Below are 14,141 nucleotides of genomic sequence, written 5' to 3'. Positions count from 1 at the left end.
CGGTCGCACGGCTCCGGGTCGGCTAGGGTAATTTCAGAAAAGTCACACGCCCTTGCGTGTCCACCTGCAGAGCATTGTCAACTCCGTCTGCCCCGGACGGGGGGCTGAGGTGTCTGCAATTGCCTGGAGTGATCTCGCAATCCGTCGTTGGGATGCCCGCTGCTATTGCAAGATGAAAAATGAGGTCCAGCTGTGAGTCTGGTTGGTGAGAGCGGGGCATCAGTTCACCGGGTCCATAGATATACACCAGTTCCGTACCGTCAGGAATGCGCCGCGCCAGATCGGTGACCTGAGCCTGCCAGGCTGAGGCGCGACCAAAGTGGTCGAGCGCGGTGCCTGCCTGAACCAGGCCAAGAACGGTAATGGCGACGATTGCGGCTTGACTCATCCTTGCGGCGAAGCTCCCGATGGCGCGTGCGGCAGCGACCGAGGCCACTGCGAACATGAACCACGTAAAGCCCGTGGCGCGCGCGGGAAATTCCATACCCTTGGCAACGCCGAGCAGCGCCAGAAATCCCAGACCGGCGAGCATAACCATGCAGATGGCGACGGCGTCATCTGGTTGTGTCATGGCAAGCACGCCAAGCGAGGCAAGAAACAGAAGAAATATCAGGGTTGCATGAGGCGCGGAGCCTGAACCCGTCGCGACAAATGCTTCAATGAGGCTTGACCTGACAATGGCAAAGTTCGCGACCAGGTCTTGAAAGTCCTTCGGCGGAACAGCCTCGCGCCAAGTGGCCGGCTCCACGCCGAAGACGCCGACAATCGCATAGTTTGTGGCAAAGATCAGCAAGATCCCGACAACGAGAGATGCTCCGAACAGGATCACGATGTGCCAAAGTGCCTGCAGTGTTTTGGGCCTGTCTTCACGCAGAAGGCAGATGCCCAGAATTAGGAACTGGTACGAGGTGTAAACTTGAAGCGAGATTGGCACAAAAACGGCTAGAAGCCAGCGACCTGCGCGCTCGGACATGAAGAGTGCCGCAACGGAGAAGGCTGCCAAAAGCCAGACGCCGGGGATCAGTGTATTGTACCACCCAGACATCAACGTTGCCTGAGGTCCAAGCGCAGCGAGAACCGCCATCAGGAGCGGATAGTGCAATGGTCCGGTTCGGAAGACATTCGTGGCCGCGGAAGCGAGAAACAGCGACCATCCCGCCAGATAAAACTGAAAGTTGAGCCACGGAGGTGTGTAGACACCGCGCAAATGCCAGACATAGTTGAGCCAACGGCCTTCAGACACTGCCTTGCTGAAGTACTCCTCGGGCAAAAGAAACAATGCTGGAACATCATCGAAATGAAAGGTTGGGTTGCGCAGATGGTCGTTACCCGCCACCAGCAGCAGCACTGCATAGGTTGCAAAGAATACGATAGCGAGCCGCCGCCGCAGCGCGCTGGCGGTTTGCCTTTCAGTCGATGTCCCGAGTGGTTCGCCCGGGCTCAAGATTGTTTTCGCGGATTGGCTTCTTATCATTGGGTGACGTCGCTCGAATAGCACCGGTTTTCGGCAACCATTTTCCAATATCGAGATGATACGGCCCACTACGCTGTTCCCTTCAGTGGCCGCCTTCAACTTTCGATTTCGGTGATGGGCAGCCGAATGAAGACTGACTCGTCGTTCTGTAGAATTAGCAACGGGTCACCGCTGACCGGGGGCTCGAACGGAGGGGTGACGCCTTCGCAGCTCTCCGGGTCTTCGGTACACATCTCCGCCCAGATGCTGGTCAGGTAGGTCACACGGTATTGGAAATCGCCGGGACTCTGGGTCAGCGGTCCGCTGGGTCCGTTGATCGCAAGATGGGTGCCATGGATGAAGATCTCGCGCGCGGTTGCAGGTATCTGAGCTGCGATAAGCCGTGTTTCATGTTGCCAGATCGAAAGGCCCTGATTGTGCACACGTACCATGGCACCGACAGTGAGGGTGAACATCAATGTCAGGGCGAACGGAGCCGAGCCGTTGCCCGGCTCGCGAAGTTGCACCGCTCGCACGACGCTGATCGCGACGGTGAGCCATACGAAATACGTTGAGCGGAACGGAAAGATGATCCCTTCCGCCGCCGAGTGAAGGCACAGAAGGCCCAGGCCCGCGATCGCCGGCACCAGGATGAACAGGACTTCGATCGGTCTCTTCCTGCAGATCGCCACGAGGCTTGCAAGGAATGCGGTCGCGATCATGGCCGAAAGCGCAGGCTTCCCGAAGCCTGTCATGGAGTAGAGCTGGGTCAGGCTTGCGACCGTCTTGGAAAGGTTGTGGATCAGCCCGGTAAGATCGCTTGCAGGTTCCGGATCGCGCCAACCGGCAAGAGCGACGCCAAAGATCTCATGGACTGCAAAGTTCAGGGAATAGATGACAAGAATCCCGAGACCAAAGGACAGAGTGAACAGCGCCATGAGCCCGACAAGCGTTGTCAGCGATTTCTCCTGATCCTCGCGCATCATGCAGATCGCCAGCAGCATAAAGGGGTAGGACGAGTAGGTCTGCAGCGCCAGGGGTACGAAGACGAGCAGAAGCAGGCTTCCTGTACGGGCGGACACGAACAGTGTGGTGGCGGCATAGGCTGCCATCAGCCAGACGCCGGGGATCAGCGTATTGAACCATCCGGAAATGAGGGTTGTCTGAGGCGCAAGAACGAGAAGCGCCGCCAGCAATCCGGGATAGCGGATATCGGAGGTTCGGAAAATGCTGAGCGACGCGGCCGCAGAGAAAAGGGCCCAGCCGATGACGTAGAGTTGGAAATTGAACCATGGCGGGGTGAAGACACCTCGCAGATGCCACCAGTAGTTCAGCCAACGCCCCTCGGCGAGGGTCTTCATGTAGTAGCCCTCGGGGTACAGGACGAGCGCAGGGTAATCGTCGTAGTGAACGAAAGGATCGACAATCTGGCCGCCACCTGCGGCCATCAGCATAACGACGTATGTGGAGAGAAAGACGATGGCCAGGCGCTGGCGCGTTGCCGGAGCTTCGAAGATGGTTTCCGAGGCCATTGTCATGTCCAAGCCTCCCGCTCACTTGCCAGAGCGTGTAGTTCCACGTCATTCGGGCGGGCCGCTCTTGCGAAGTGAGTATCTTTTTTCTCGAATATCGTCATCAACGGTAACAGTCCGGGCGTCTTGAAATTCATTGTCTGTCGGGTCGGGACAAAAGCGGTCGAATATGGCGCATTCAAGGAGGCAAGCCGGCACTTTCTTGTATTCGACCTCAGCAATGCCGAGGCGTGAGTAGCTGAAAGTCGCGAGTCGCAAGGTGCTGATTTAACGGGCAGTGATCTTTCGGATGGACGCACTTGGTTGCGTGTGCGGCAACAATCCGAGTGGATTTGATCTGACTGTTGACGAAGAACTGTGATGAATTTCTCAACCTCTAGGGGAAAATTTGGCATCTTCCGTGGAATGCTTGACTAAAGGCGGGAAGTTGAGTTGGGTCAAAGCTTGGGGATGGGTCTGGAATTATTTTCACCAAGGCCTGAGTTTCAGAGTTTTCCGCAGGTGGACGCCTGTTCACGCGTAGAGTGGGAGCAAAGTTTTGTTTGAGAGGGATGGCGGCGAATTTAGGGCCGACAAGTACGGCCCGGACCTGAGGGTCCTTGACGGTATCGCGAGCTGGTGTGGTGGGCTTCATGGCTCCATGCCGCTGCAGGATGCACTGACATCATTGGCCACGGGTTTCCGGGCAGAGGCTGCGGTCTTGTCGCGGCTTCATCGCGGTCAGGAGAGGCCGCGGGCCGTTTGTATCCATGACGCACAGAACTCGAACGCGGACTCCGTCAAGCTGAGCCGTCCCTTGTGTCAGGACGTCATGGGGTACCTGTTCACGAAGGCCCGTACATCGACGATCTGGTTCCTGTCGGACCACGTCGAGGATTCAAGCTGGGTAACCACTCAGACGCTTGAGAACTGGCGTGCCGCGCGCAACATGCGCGAGATCGTGGTGGTTGCTCTTGAAGGCAACCTGCAACAGCAGGATTATCTCGAATTCCACTTCACGCGGGATCTGGCCTACAGCGAAAAGCTGGAGCTCGAGTCGCTGATGCCGACCCTCGTTCGCGCGTGGGCCGGGCGTAAAGCCGGGCTGGTGACGCAGGCCCAGATGGACGACCGGATGATCCGTGCCCGTCAGGCCGCAGCGGCCAGCAAGCTGAAGCCGGATGCGCCGATCCTTGGAATGTCCAATCCGGCGAAACTGACGCGGGCCGAATTCCGCGTCTGCGTGATGCTGTCGCGCGGGCTTTCGGTGAAGGCATTGACCGACGAACTTGGCCTTTCGGAGTCGACTATTCGCTCGCATCTGCGTTCGATCTATTCGAAGACCGAAGTGTCGGGGATGCAGGAACTGATGTATCGGATCCTGTCTGCGGCTCCGGAAGAATCCGGTCGGGCGAGGGGCCGTCTCTGATCAGAGATCAATCTCGATGACACCGTCCGGTTCCGCTGCGCGGGACTGGCAGAGGATGATCGCGTCCTTGCGTTGGGCTTTCGACAGCACGAAGTCGCGGTGTTCCACGTCGCCCGAGACAAGGCCGCATTTGCAGACACCGCAAATGCCGTCGGAGCATTTCACATCTACATGGATGCCGATGCGCGCCAGCGCGTCTGTCGCGGATTCGTCGGCCGCGACCTGAACGTCGCGGTTCGAGCGGGTGAGGCGCAATGTGAAAGGATGGTTCTCGTAGTCGGGAACCTCGGGGACCGAGAAGTATTCGAGATGCCGTGACTCTTCGGGAAATCCTTGTCTTTCAGCGGCTTCTATGACGCTCTGCATGTAGCGGTCAGGCCCGCAGGTGTAGACATGCCAGCCTTCCTGATGCCCTGACAACAAGTGATCGAGATCCGCACGTGTGCCTTCGTCCGAGACATGGAGCGAGACGCGGTCGGCCCATGGGACCTGAGCGAGGTCGTTCAGATAGCCCGCCGTTGCACGGGTCTTGACCGAATAGTGCAGCACGAAATCGGCGCCCAGGGCATGCAGGCGGTGGCCCATGGCGATCATCGGCGTCACGCCGATGCCTCCGCCCATCAGGAAGGTGCGGGTGGCGGTCTCGTCCAGCGGGAAATGGTTGATGGGCTTCGAGATGAAGACCCGGCGGCCTTCGGCGAAGATACGATGCATCAGCTTCGAGCCGCCGCGCCCCGCATCCTCGCGCAGGACGCCGATCTGGTATTTTGAGCGGTCCGCAGGATCGCCTGACATGGAGTACTGCCGGAGATACTCGGGCGCCACGACGATATCCAGGTGCGCGCCCGCGGTCCATTCGGGCAGGTCGCGCCCGTCGGTATCGCGGAATTCGTACTTGGTGATGTCGTCCGACATCTTCTCGACCTTCGAGACGGTGACGCGAACAACGGGAGGATCGGACCAGTCGGGTACCTTGTGGACGATGCTGTCGGCCTGTCCCTTGGCCAGCCGATCCTTGTATTCCTCGGCAGTGATCATGGCCTGATAGGCTTCGATTCCCTTTTCGCGGTCCATGGGATAGGGGTAGGGCCAGGGCGGCGGGGTCAGCGGCGCGGGGTAGACGGCGAGCGTCTGGTCCTCGTATTTCAGGTCGAGATCGCGTTGCAGGTCGCGGGCGTTGATCTCTTTCTTCGTCGGGCGATAGCCGCCGTCGTCCTCGATTTCGAGATCCCACCACCATTTCTTGACCGGGTTCAGCCCGCCGCGCCCCAGCTTGTCGTCGAGTTTCGCCAATGACGGAGCGAGTTGCGGGATGTTCATCGCGGCCCAGCGGAACGGTTTCTCGGCGAAGATGCCTTCGAGGTTCCACGGGCAGGTCTTCATGCAGCGTCCGCACATCGCGCCGCCCGGCGTCGTGATCCGGTAGGTGGCGCAGCGCTGGCTGTCGGATTTCCAGATCTCGTAGCCGTTAAACATCAGCTTCGGCCCGGCGGTGATCGCCCCGGACGGGCATTCGCGGGCGCATTTGTTGCAGGCCTTGCAGAACTTTTGCAGGCCGAAATCGATGGGCTTGTCGTGGGCCAGCGGCATGTCGGTGGTGACGACGCCGGACTTCAGGCGCGGGCCGAGGAAGGGGTTCAGGATTACCTCGCCAATGCGGGAGACCTCGCCCAGACCGGAGAGGAGAAGGAGCGGCGGCTGCAGGACCTCGCCATCAAGCACGGTGTGTGCCTTTGCCTTGTAGCCGAGGTTTCTGATTTGTTTGGCGATAACGCCGCCCAGAAGCGAGAAGCGCAGGTAGGCGCGCATGGATTGCGCGACGCTGATCCAGTCGTCGCCGGAAGCGCCCTCCATCGTCTCGTAGCCCTGGTCGATGATCATCGAGATCGCCTGATCGTGAGGCGGGTCGATGGGCGCGCCGGTGGCGTCGTGGGAGTACCACGCCCAGTCCGGGCAGCGCGAGATGCCGACGGCATCGACGCCAAGGAAGTAGCTGGCGACCTTGATCGCCAAGGCATTGCGCCAGGCGTCATCCGGCCTTGCACCCGCTGAGGGTTCGCCGTCCTGCAACAGGACAAAAGCGCCGAGCATCCGGCGCTCGGCGGCGGAGGGCGCGGCCTTGCGGGCGTAGTGGCCGTTTCTGGCGCCGTCCTGGACCGTCTTGCCAAGGTCGCCGAACTGGGCGCGCGCGAACATGTCGGTGCGCTTGGGCACGCGGGCGACGCGGGGTTCGTCGATGAAGGTGGTGGGGTCATCCACGCGCTTCAGCGTTTCGAACGGGTGTGGGCCTTCGTGGAAGCGGCGTTTCTCGAACGGGTCGCGGTTCAAGGCGTTCTTCCGGGTGCGATAGCCCAGCCACCATCGGGGACCCAGGATCGGTTGGCGACGGGAGAGGGGGCGGTCTGGGGCCATCTCGAAACTCGTGGTCAGCGCGGCGACACCGAAGCGGTCGCCGGCAAACGGGTTCACGAGCCGGCCGTCCTGAGGGACTGCGAGGCCGGCCTCGACCGTCAGGCGGTTCAGGTCGACGTCGGAGGAGGTTCCGGTGTGGGCCTTGGCGTCCCAGCCCAGAAGGCGGATGTAGTTGGCCAGCACCACGGCGGTTTCCGAGGCCCGGAGGCAGGCCCGGTGCGCCTGTGCGTCGTCCAGCCATTCGGTGCCGGCTTCGCCGCCACGTGGGTCGCGGGGGAAGTCGTAGAGGAAGACAATCGCATGGGTGTGGCCGTCAATCGTCGAGGGCGGGGCCTCCATCGACTCCTTCAGATCGGCCATGATCATGTCGATGCCCGAGGCCAGCGTCTTGGTCTGACGGGTCTTTAGGTCATTGGCCAGACGGTCGATATCCGGATTGCGCCATGGCTCGCTCAGATGCGCCTCCGCCGGAAGCCGGCAGATGCCGATCATCGCGGCGTCGGAAAAATACCCGAAGGCTTTCAGGTGATTGGCCCGTTCGGTCGGATCGCCCGGACACTCGGCACGCGCCTTGTTCACCAGTCCGTCCCGGATCGCGTCCATCATCGCCTGGTATTCGGCCATGGCGTTCACAAGGCTGGCGGGCGTCTTGGGGCGCCGGAATTCCAGCGGCGCGGGTGCGGGAACCCCTGCGAGCACGGCGCTGTCCTGCCGGGCAAGTCTTTCCAGCGGGTAGGGGCCAAGATGGACCGGTCGGGTCTTGTCGGAGAAAAAACGGATGCTCATGTCGCCCAGACGCTACGCCGTCTGCGCCGGTCTGGGCAAGCCTAGACCGAAGCCCGGCTGTCCAGCAGGAACCGGTGCGACAGAGGCAGGCTTGCGGCTCCGAGCGCGCGGGCGTCCGGCCCGATGCTGCCTTCGCGGATCTGCGGCTTGTTGAGGCCAGTCATGTTCGCCGTTTCGAGCTTGTCGCGAGTGGCTGCGACGAGGCTGGCCCGGAGGCTGACGGGCATCCAGCCGTCGATCAGGATGGCTTCAAAGTCTATGATCGAAAGGGCCGACACGATGGCCTGCGACAGACCGTTTGCCGTGGTGTTCACCCAGTCGCGCAAGACGTCTTCGGGGACGTTCCAGCTTTCCGTTGATGCCCAAAGGCTTTCACTGTCGCCGTGCGCCGCTTGCACTTCACGTTCGAGACACGACAGCGAGGCCGCCTCGAGAAGCTGGGTTGGCTGCCCAGCTTGATCCATAACCGGCATAGGGCCGATCGCGCCGGCATTGCCGGTCGGACCGGTAAAGAGGCGTCCGCCAAGGGAGACGCCGCCACCGATGAAGTAGCCGACATAGAAATACAGGAAATCCCGCGGCAGGGTGGCATCGCCGAAAACAAGTTCGGCACCGCATGCTGCGGATGCGTCGTTTTCAAGGAAGACCGGACAGCCGCAAATGTCTTCCAAAGCCTCGGCGACGTCGAAAGTCCTCCAGGCGGACATGGTCTCCGGCGCGACGTTGATTTCCCGCGCCCAGCGCCAGATCTGGAAAGGCATTGCGATGCCGAAGCCGGCGATCTTTTCTCGTTGCACACTTGTGAGGGTGTTGACGATTCGAGTGACCGACTTGCGGGCGAATTGCACCGTGTCTTCGGGCGTCGGGTAGCGATAGGTGCGATGGGCCGACGCGATAACCTTTCCGAGAAAGTTGATCAGAACCAGCTCTGTACTGCGCCGGCCGATCTTCATGCCCCAGAAAAACGCCCCGTCTTCCGCCAGTGAGATCGGGATCGAGGGCTGGCCGACACGGCCACGCTGCGGCTCGCCCTTGACGATCAGCCCGTCATCCTCAAGGCTACGCATGATGTTCGAGACGGTCTGCGCGGAAAGTCCGGTGGATCGTGCGATGTCTGCCTTCGCCATGGGGCCGCCCTGCCGAAGGATCGTTAACAGAAGTCGTTCGTTGTGTGCGCGAATTCCGCTTTGATTCGAGCCTTTTACGCCAGAAAGCTGATAAGATTCGGCTGTTTCGACCCGATGCACGAGCGTCCTCCCTTGTCGCAGGAGACTGCGAGTGGCGGGGGCTTTTGTCAATAATAAATAAAGTTGATTTATTTATTGACAGATGTTGGGAATTTGTTTTTCCTGTTGCCACGACACGTGCCTTGGAGCGCGTGCTCTAAGGTCGAACGACCACAAACAAGTCTTGGGAGGACTAGCCTTGAAGAAAATTCTTACACTTGGTGCATCCGCTGCTGCGCTCGCGATCGCTGCGAGCAGTGCCTATGCCGGAAGCCATTCGGTCAGCGCTTGCCTGATCACAAAAACCGAAACCAACCCGTTCTTCGTCAAGATGCGCGAAGGTGCGCAGCAGGCTGCGGAAGAGCAGAGCGTGGAACTCTCGACGTTCTCGGGCAAGTTCGACACCGACTTTGAGTCGCAGATCACCGCGATCGAAACCTGCGTCGCCAACGGTGCGAGCGGTATCCTGATCACCCCGTCCATTCCGGACTCGCTTGTCGCGGCCGTGACCGCTGCACGTGACGCCGGGGTTCTGGTGATCGCGCTCGACACGCCGTTTGCGCCGATCGAAACCGCCGACATGACCTTCGCCACCGACAACTTCGAAGCCGGCCGTCTTGCCGGTGCCTGGGCGCGTGCGACGCTGGGCGAAGAGGGGGCGGCGAATGCGAAGATCGCTGGTCTGAACATCAACCCGGCTCAGCCGACGGTTGGCGTGCTGCGGAACCAGGGCTTCATGCATGGCTTCGGCATCGAGCTGAACGACCCGAACCGCTGGGGCGACGAGGACGATCCGCGCATCGTCGGCAACGACGTCACCGAGGGCAACCCGGAAGGCGGCCGCAAGGCGATGGAGAACCTTCTGGCCATCGATCCCGACATCAACGTCGTCTACTCGATCAACGAGCCCGCCGCTTCGGGCGCGTGGGAAGCCATGAAGGCGATGGGCATTCAGGCCGATGACGTCATCATCACCGGCGTCGACGGCGGCTGCCCGGGCGTGAAGGATGTCGAAGCCGGCATCATCGACGCCACCTCGCAGCAGTACCCGCTTCTGATGGCGAAACTTGGCGTCGAGGCGATCCGCACCTTCGCCGACACCGGCGAGAAGCCGGCGCCGACCGAAGGCAAGAACTTCTTCGACACCGGTGTCGCGCTGATCACCGACAAGCCGGTCGACGGCGTGCCGTCGATCAGCGTTGCCGAAGGTCTCGAGCTCTGCTGGGGTTGATCCAAGGGATCACTTGAGTGCAGTCTTGATATCAGGGGGCGGGTTTCGGCCCGCCCCTTTTCTATTGCCTGAATTATCTCTGGGGAGGGGAGCATGGCAGCCGATTCCGACAGTTACGAGGAGTCCGTAAAGACGCGCCGGGAGGAGGCCGTGGCCGAGTTCGATGGTCACGACACCGGGTTTTTCGGTACGGTCCACAGTCTTTTGCACAAGTATCCGTTCCTTGTTCCGCTGATCGTAATCATCGCCGCGATCATCGCGTTCGGTCTGATCAATCCGAATTTCTGGCGTGTCGGCACCCTGTCGCTGATCCTTCAGCAGGTGGGCATCGTCGGCATTCTGGGCATCGCACAGGCGCTGGTGATCATCACCGCCGGTATCGACCTGTCGGTGGGCGCGATGCTGGTGTTCATCACGGTGATCATGGGAAATTTCTCGTTCCGCTATGGCATTCCGGCCGAGCTGTCGATCCTGATCGGGCTGGCCGCGGGCGCGATGATGGGATTTGCCAACGGCTGGATGGTCGCACGGCTGCGCCTGCCGCCCTTCATCGTGACGCTGGGCACGTGGCAGATCATTCTGGCGGCGAACTATATCTATTCGCGGAACGAAACGATCCGGAGCCAGGATATCGAGGCCGAGGCCCCGTCGCTGCAGTTCTGGGGCGAGCTGTTCACGATCGGCGGCGCGCGCGTGACCTATGGCGTGGTGGCTTTCCTGATCCTTGTCGGGATCTTTGCCTATATTCTGTCGAGTACGGCGTGGGGGAGGCACGTCTATGCCGTCGGCGATGACAAGGAGGCCGCCGAACTGGCGGGGGTGAACACCGACAAGGTTCTGATTCAGGTCTATACCGTCGCGGGGCTTCTTTGCGGTATCGCTGCATGGGTGGCGATCGGTCGGTTCGGCGCGATCTCTCCGGGGGCCTCGACAGGGATGCAGGGCAATATCCAGTCGATCACCGCCGTGGTGATCGGAGGCATATCGCTGTTCGGCGGCCGGGGGTCGATCATCGGCATGTTCCTTGGCGCGCTGATCGTCGGCGTCTTCGAGATGGGGCTGCGTCTGGCGGGCGCGGATGCGCAATGGACCTTCCTTCTGATCGGTGTGCTGATCATCGCCGCTGTAACCGTTGACCAATGGATTAGAAAGGTATCCGGATGAGCGAGCCCATTCTCACAGGAAAGAACCTGGTCAAGCGTTATGGCCGAGTGACAGCTCTGGACCACTGCGACTTCGAGTTAAGGAGCGACGAGATCCTTGCGGTCATTGGCGATAACGGAGCCGGAAAATCGACGCTGATCAAGGCCTTGTCGGGCGCCATTCAACCCGACGAGGGGGAAGTGTACCTGGACGGCAAGCCGGTCAGGTTCGAGAACCCCATCGAGGCCCGGGCGCATGGCATCGAGACCGTTTATCAGACGCTCGCCGTCAGCCCGGCCCTGTCGATTGCAGACAACATGTTCATGGGGCGCGAAATTCGCAAACCCGGCTTCATGGGCAAGTGGTTGCGGCAGCTTGACCGGCCCGCGATGGAAAAGATCGCGCGGGAGAAGCTGACGGAATTGGGTCTCATGACGATCCAGAACATCAACCAGGCCGTGGAAACACTGTCGGGTGGGCAGCGTCAGGGCGTGGCCGTGGCGCGCGCGGCGGCGTTCGGCTCGAAGGTGATCATCCTCGACGAGCCGACGGCGGCGCTTGGTGTTAAGGAAAGCCGGCGGGTTCTGGAACTGATCCAGGACGTTCGGTCTCGGGGTATCCCGATCATCCTGATCAGCCACAACATGCCCCATGTCTTCGAACTGGCGGACCGCATCCACATCCACCGGCTGGGCAAGCGGCTGTGCGTCGTTGACCCTAAGGACTATACGATGTCCGACGCGGTGGCCTTCATGACGGGGGCCAAGGAGCCTCCAGCCGAGGCCGTTCCGGCCTGAGCGATTGCGCCGGCTTCGCCGGTGTCCTGCGGGTCCGTCGCCTTTGGCGCCGGGCCCGTTTTCTTCTTCGGGTGTTGTCCGGGAAGCGGACGTTTCAGGTTCCGCGTGCGATCCGGCCCGCGCGTCCACCCCTGCGGCCGGGAAGGGTTTTTGCGCGCTCTGGAAGTTCGGCCATTATGGCGCTGCGTGCTTCGGGCGACAGTCGCGACCAAGCCGCGATCTCGTCGCCGGTGCGGTAGCATCCAAGGCAGATACGTGTTTCCGGTTGAAGGACGCAAATCTTCACGCAGGGACTTTCGATTTCGTCCCGCCGCCAGACGATGTCGCTGGGTCTGTCGTTCAACTGCCTGCCTCCAGATGCGCCATCCTGTCGAGCGCTCCCTGCAATATATAGCTCGCCGCGACATGGTCGATGACCTCGGCGCGACGTTTTCGTGTCGTATCCGCCTCAAGCAGTGCTTTTTCGGCGGCAACCGTCGACAGGCGCTCGTCCCAGAAGGCGATCGGTATCTCGGTCAGTCGCGACAGGTTGCGCGCGAACGCACGGGTGGATTGCGCGCGCGGGCCTTCGCTGCCGTCCATGTTCAGCGGCAGTCCGAGGATCACGCCCGCGATCTCGCGGTGGGCAAAGATCGCCAACAGTTTTTCGGCATCCAAGGTGAACTTCTTGCGGCGGACGGTTTCCAGTGGTGTCGCGACACGTCGGAAACCGTCAGAGACCGCGACGCCGATGGTCTCGGTCCCGAGGTCCAGGCCCGCGACGGGGCGGATGGGTCTGAGCGCCCGGGTGAACTCTTCGATCTTCTCGCAGATCATTCGCCGATCCGGGCGCGCGCGGCGTTGATGGTGGCGAGCGCGTCGGAATTGCCCGCGAATACCGCCAGTGCCTCGTCGGCGACGGCACGGGCGCGGGCGGTTTCGCCCAACACGCCGAGCGCACCGATCAACCGCGCCCAATCCTCGGGCGGGCCGCCATCTGTGGCCAGCCGCTCGGCCAGGCCCTCGACCATGCCGCGGATCATGTCCTGCCGTTCCTCGGCTGTCATGTCCCCTGCGGCGGCCATGTCGGCGGCTGTCGGGCCGCGCTGGTCGGGGAGGCTGTAATTCACACCGGCCGCAGCGGCGACGTTCTCGATCTCGGCGCGAAGCACGGGCATCCAGGGTGCGTCGGGCGCCGAGGTTTCCAGAAGCCGGCGCCAGATCGGGAAGGCGCGATCCGGGCGGCCGTTCTGCGAGAAGAGCAGGCCCGCATAGTAGAGACCGACCTCGTGCCCGGGCTCCGCTTCGAGAATGGCTGACAGAACCGCCTCGGCTTCGGGTGACACGAAACCGCCGGCGGTGAACACCATCAGTTCCAGTAGCGCTACCCGTTCCTCGATCGGAACATCCTCGCCATAGGCGGCGATAAGGCGCTCCTGCGCCTCGCGTGCGGCGGTGAAATTGCCCAGCCGCGCCTCGTTCTCGGCCAGTAGCGTCAGGCCCTGTACGTCGTCGGGCCGGTCCGCAAGCGCGGCGCGAAGCTGGTCCATCAGGATCAGGAAATTCTGGTCGGCCGGGGGCGCCTCGGGGAGAAATTCGCGCGCCTGTTCCTCGGCCTCGGCTTGGGAGGGGCGCGCGCGTGCGGCGGCGTCGAGGTTCTCGAGCCGCTCGGTCATCGGAAGGTCGGCAAGGCCGGGAGCGCCAACGCGTGCGTAGAGCAGGAAGCTTCCCGCGAGAAGCGCCGCAACCACGATTGCGGCGGCAGGCAGGACGCGGCCATCGGATGCGGCGCTGCGTTTCGCGCCGCGGCGATCGGCTTCCAGCAGGCGGCGCGACACTTCGGTGCGCACAGCCTCGGCCTCAGCCTCGGTCAGGACGCCGCGGGCAAGGTCGCGATCGACCTCTTTCAGCTGGTCGCGGTAGACCGCGATGTCGGATTCAACCGCGCTCAGCCCGTCTTCACGGCTTGTGCGCAGCGCCCGGAGGAGCAGCAGGGCGACAATGGTCGCGATCAGGATCGGAGCAAGCCAGAACAGCATGCCCCCGACTTAATCGCCCCAGGCGCGGACGGGAAGGGGCAAGCGCGACAAACTCCCGCGTCCTCGTGTCGCGAAAGACATTTGTCCTGCCGCTTGCTGAAGACCAATGCTTCGGGAATCCTTGCAGAAGAACGT

General features: G+C 61.8%; 11 protein-coding genes. 4 read left to right on the top strand and 7 right to left on the bottom strand.

The window, feature by feature from the left end:
- Positions 1–22 precede the first annotated feature (22 nt).
- Positions 23–1,543: a hypothetical protein gene (locus ACKLNI_RS14285; RefSeq protein WP_413719755.1), complete on the bottom strand. Its 1,521-nt coding sequence runs from the start codon at positions 1,541–1,543 to the stop codon at positions 23–25.
- 26 nt (positions 1,544–1,569) lie between these two features.
- Positions 1,570–2,991, bottom strand: a complete 1,422-nt coding sequence (locus ACKLNI_RS14280; RefSeq protein ID WP_413719754.1) for a hypothetical protein — start codon at positions 2,989–2,991, stop codon at positions 1,570–1,572.
- A gap of 532 nt (positions 2,992–3,523) precedes the next feature.
- Here ACKLNI_RS14280 and ACKLNI_RS14275 point away from each other — a divergent pair.
- Complete coding sequence (locus ACKLNI_RS14275) at positions 3,524–4,393, top strand: helix-turn-helix transcriptional regulator (RefSeq protein WP_413719753.1); 870 nt, start codon at positions 3,524–3,526, stop codon at positions 4,391–4,393.
- On the opposite strand, the gene ACKLNI_RS14270 is transcribed toward ACKLNI_RS14275, so the two are convergent.
- Together ACKLNI_RS14270 and ACKLNI_RS14265 are read right to left on the bottom strand one after the other, a co-directional pair.
- The gene (locus ACKLNI_RS14270) at positions 4,394–7,591 is read right to left on the bottom strand and encodes a reductive dehalogenase (RefSeq protein WP_413719752.1); all 3,198 of its coding nucleotides are present in this window, start codon (positions 7,589–7,591) and stop codon (positions 4,394–4,396) included. It abuts the gene before it with no gap.
- A 41-nt stretch (positions 7,592–7,632) separates the two neighbouring features.
- Positions 7,633–8,838, bottom strand: a complete 1,206-nt coding sequence (locus tag ACKLNI_RS14265) for an ROK family transcriptional regulator (RefSeq protein WP_413719751.1) — start codon at positions 8,836–8,838, stop codon at positions 7,633–7,635.
- 178 nt (positions 8,839–9,016) lie between these two features.
- On the opposite strand from ACKLNI_RS14265, the gene ACKLNI_RS14260 reads away from it, so the two are divergent.
- The 3 genes from ACKLNI_RS14260 to ACKLNI_RS14250 all read left to right on the top strand — a co-directional run bounded on the left by ACKLNI_RS14260 (position 9,017) and on the right by ACKLNI_RS14250 (position 11,988).
- Positions 9,017–10,048 carry a substrate-binding domain-containing protein gene (locus ACKLNI_RS14260; RefSeq protein ID WP_413719750.1) on the top strand — a complete coding sequence of 344 codons (1,032 nt, stop codon included), beginning with the start codon at positions 9,017–9,019 and terminating at the stop codon, positions 10,046–10,048.
- Between the two features lie 93 nt (positions 10,049–10,141).
- Positions 10,142–11,212 carry an ABC transporter permease gene (locus tag ACKLNI_RS14255; RefSeq protein ID WP_413719749.1) on the top strand — a complete coding sequence of 357 codons (1,071 nt, stop codon included), beginning with the start codon at positions 10,142–10,144 and terminating at the stop codon, positions 11,210–11,212.
- Positions 11,209–11,988 carry an ATP-binding cassette domain-containing protein gene (locus tag ACKLNI_RS14250; protein WP_413719748.1) on the top strand — a complete coding sequence of 260 codons (780 nt, stop codon included), beginning with the start codon at positions 11,209–11,211 and terminating at the stop codon, positions 11,986–11,988. Before ACKLNI_RS14255 ends, ACKLNI_RS14250 begins: the two co-directional genes overlap by 4 nt.
- 94 nt (positions 11,989–12,082) lie before the next feature.
- Here ACKLNI_RS14250 and ACKLNI_RS14245 read toward each other — a convergent pair whose 3' ends face one another.
- Genes ACKLNI_RS14245 through ccmI form a run of 3 tightly spaced genes read right to left on the bottom strand, consistent with a single transcriptional unit; the run spans position 12,083 to position 14,006 of the window.
- Positions 12,083–12,331 carry a DUF1289 domain-containing protein gene (locus ACKLNI_RS14245; RefSeq protein WP_413719747.1) on the bottom strand — a complete coding sequence of 83 codons (249 nt, stop codon included), beginning with the start codon at positions 12,329–12,331 and terminating at the stop codon, positions 12,083–12,085.
- The gene (gene ruvX, locus ACKLNI_RS14240; RefSeq protein ID WP_413719746.1) at positions 12,328–12,804 is read right to left on the bottom strand and encodes a Holliday junction resolvase RuvX; all 477 of its coding nucleotides are present in this window, start codon (positions 12,802–12,804) and stop codon (positions 12,328–12,330) included. Before ruvX ends, ACKLNI_RS14245 begins: the two co-directional genes overlap by 4 nt.
- The gene (gene ccmI / locus ACKLNI_RS14235) at positions 12,801–14,006 is read right to left on the bottom strand and encodes a c-type cytochrome biogenesis protein CcmI (RefSeq protein WP_413719745.1); all 1,206 of its coding nucleotides are present in this window, start codon (positions 14,004–14,006) and stop codon (positions 12,801–12,803) included. The genes ruvX and ccmI overlap by 4 nt, the downstream gene beginning before the upstream one ends.
- Between the last annotated feature and the right edge of the window lie 135 nt (positions 14,007–14,141).

The sequence above is a fragment of the Silicimonas lutimaris genome, assembly GCF_047314965.1.
Taxonomy (GTDB): Bacteria; Pseudomonadota; Alphaproteobacteria; order Rhodobacterales; family Rhodobacteraceae; genus JAVJUV01.
The sequence above is the reverse complement of the archived record's forward strand: the minus strand, read 5'-3'. Positions and strand labels throughout refer to the sequence as shown.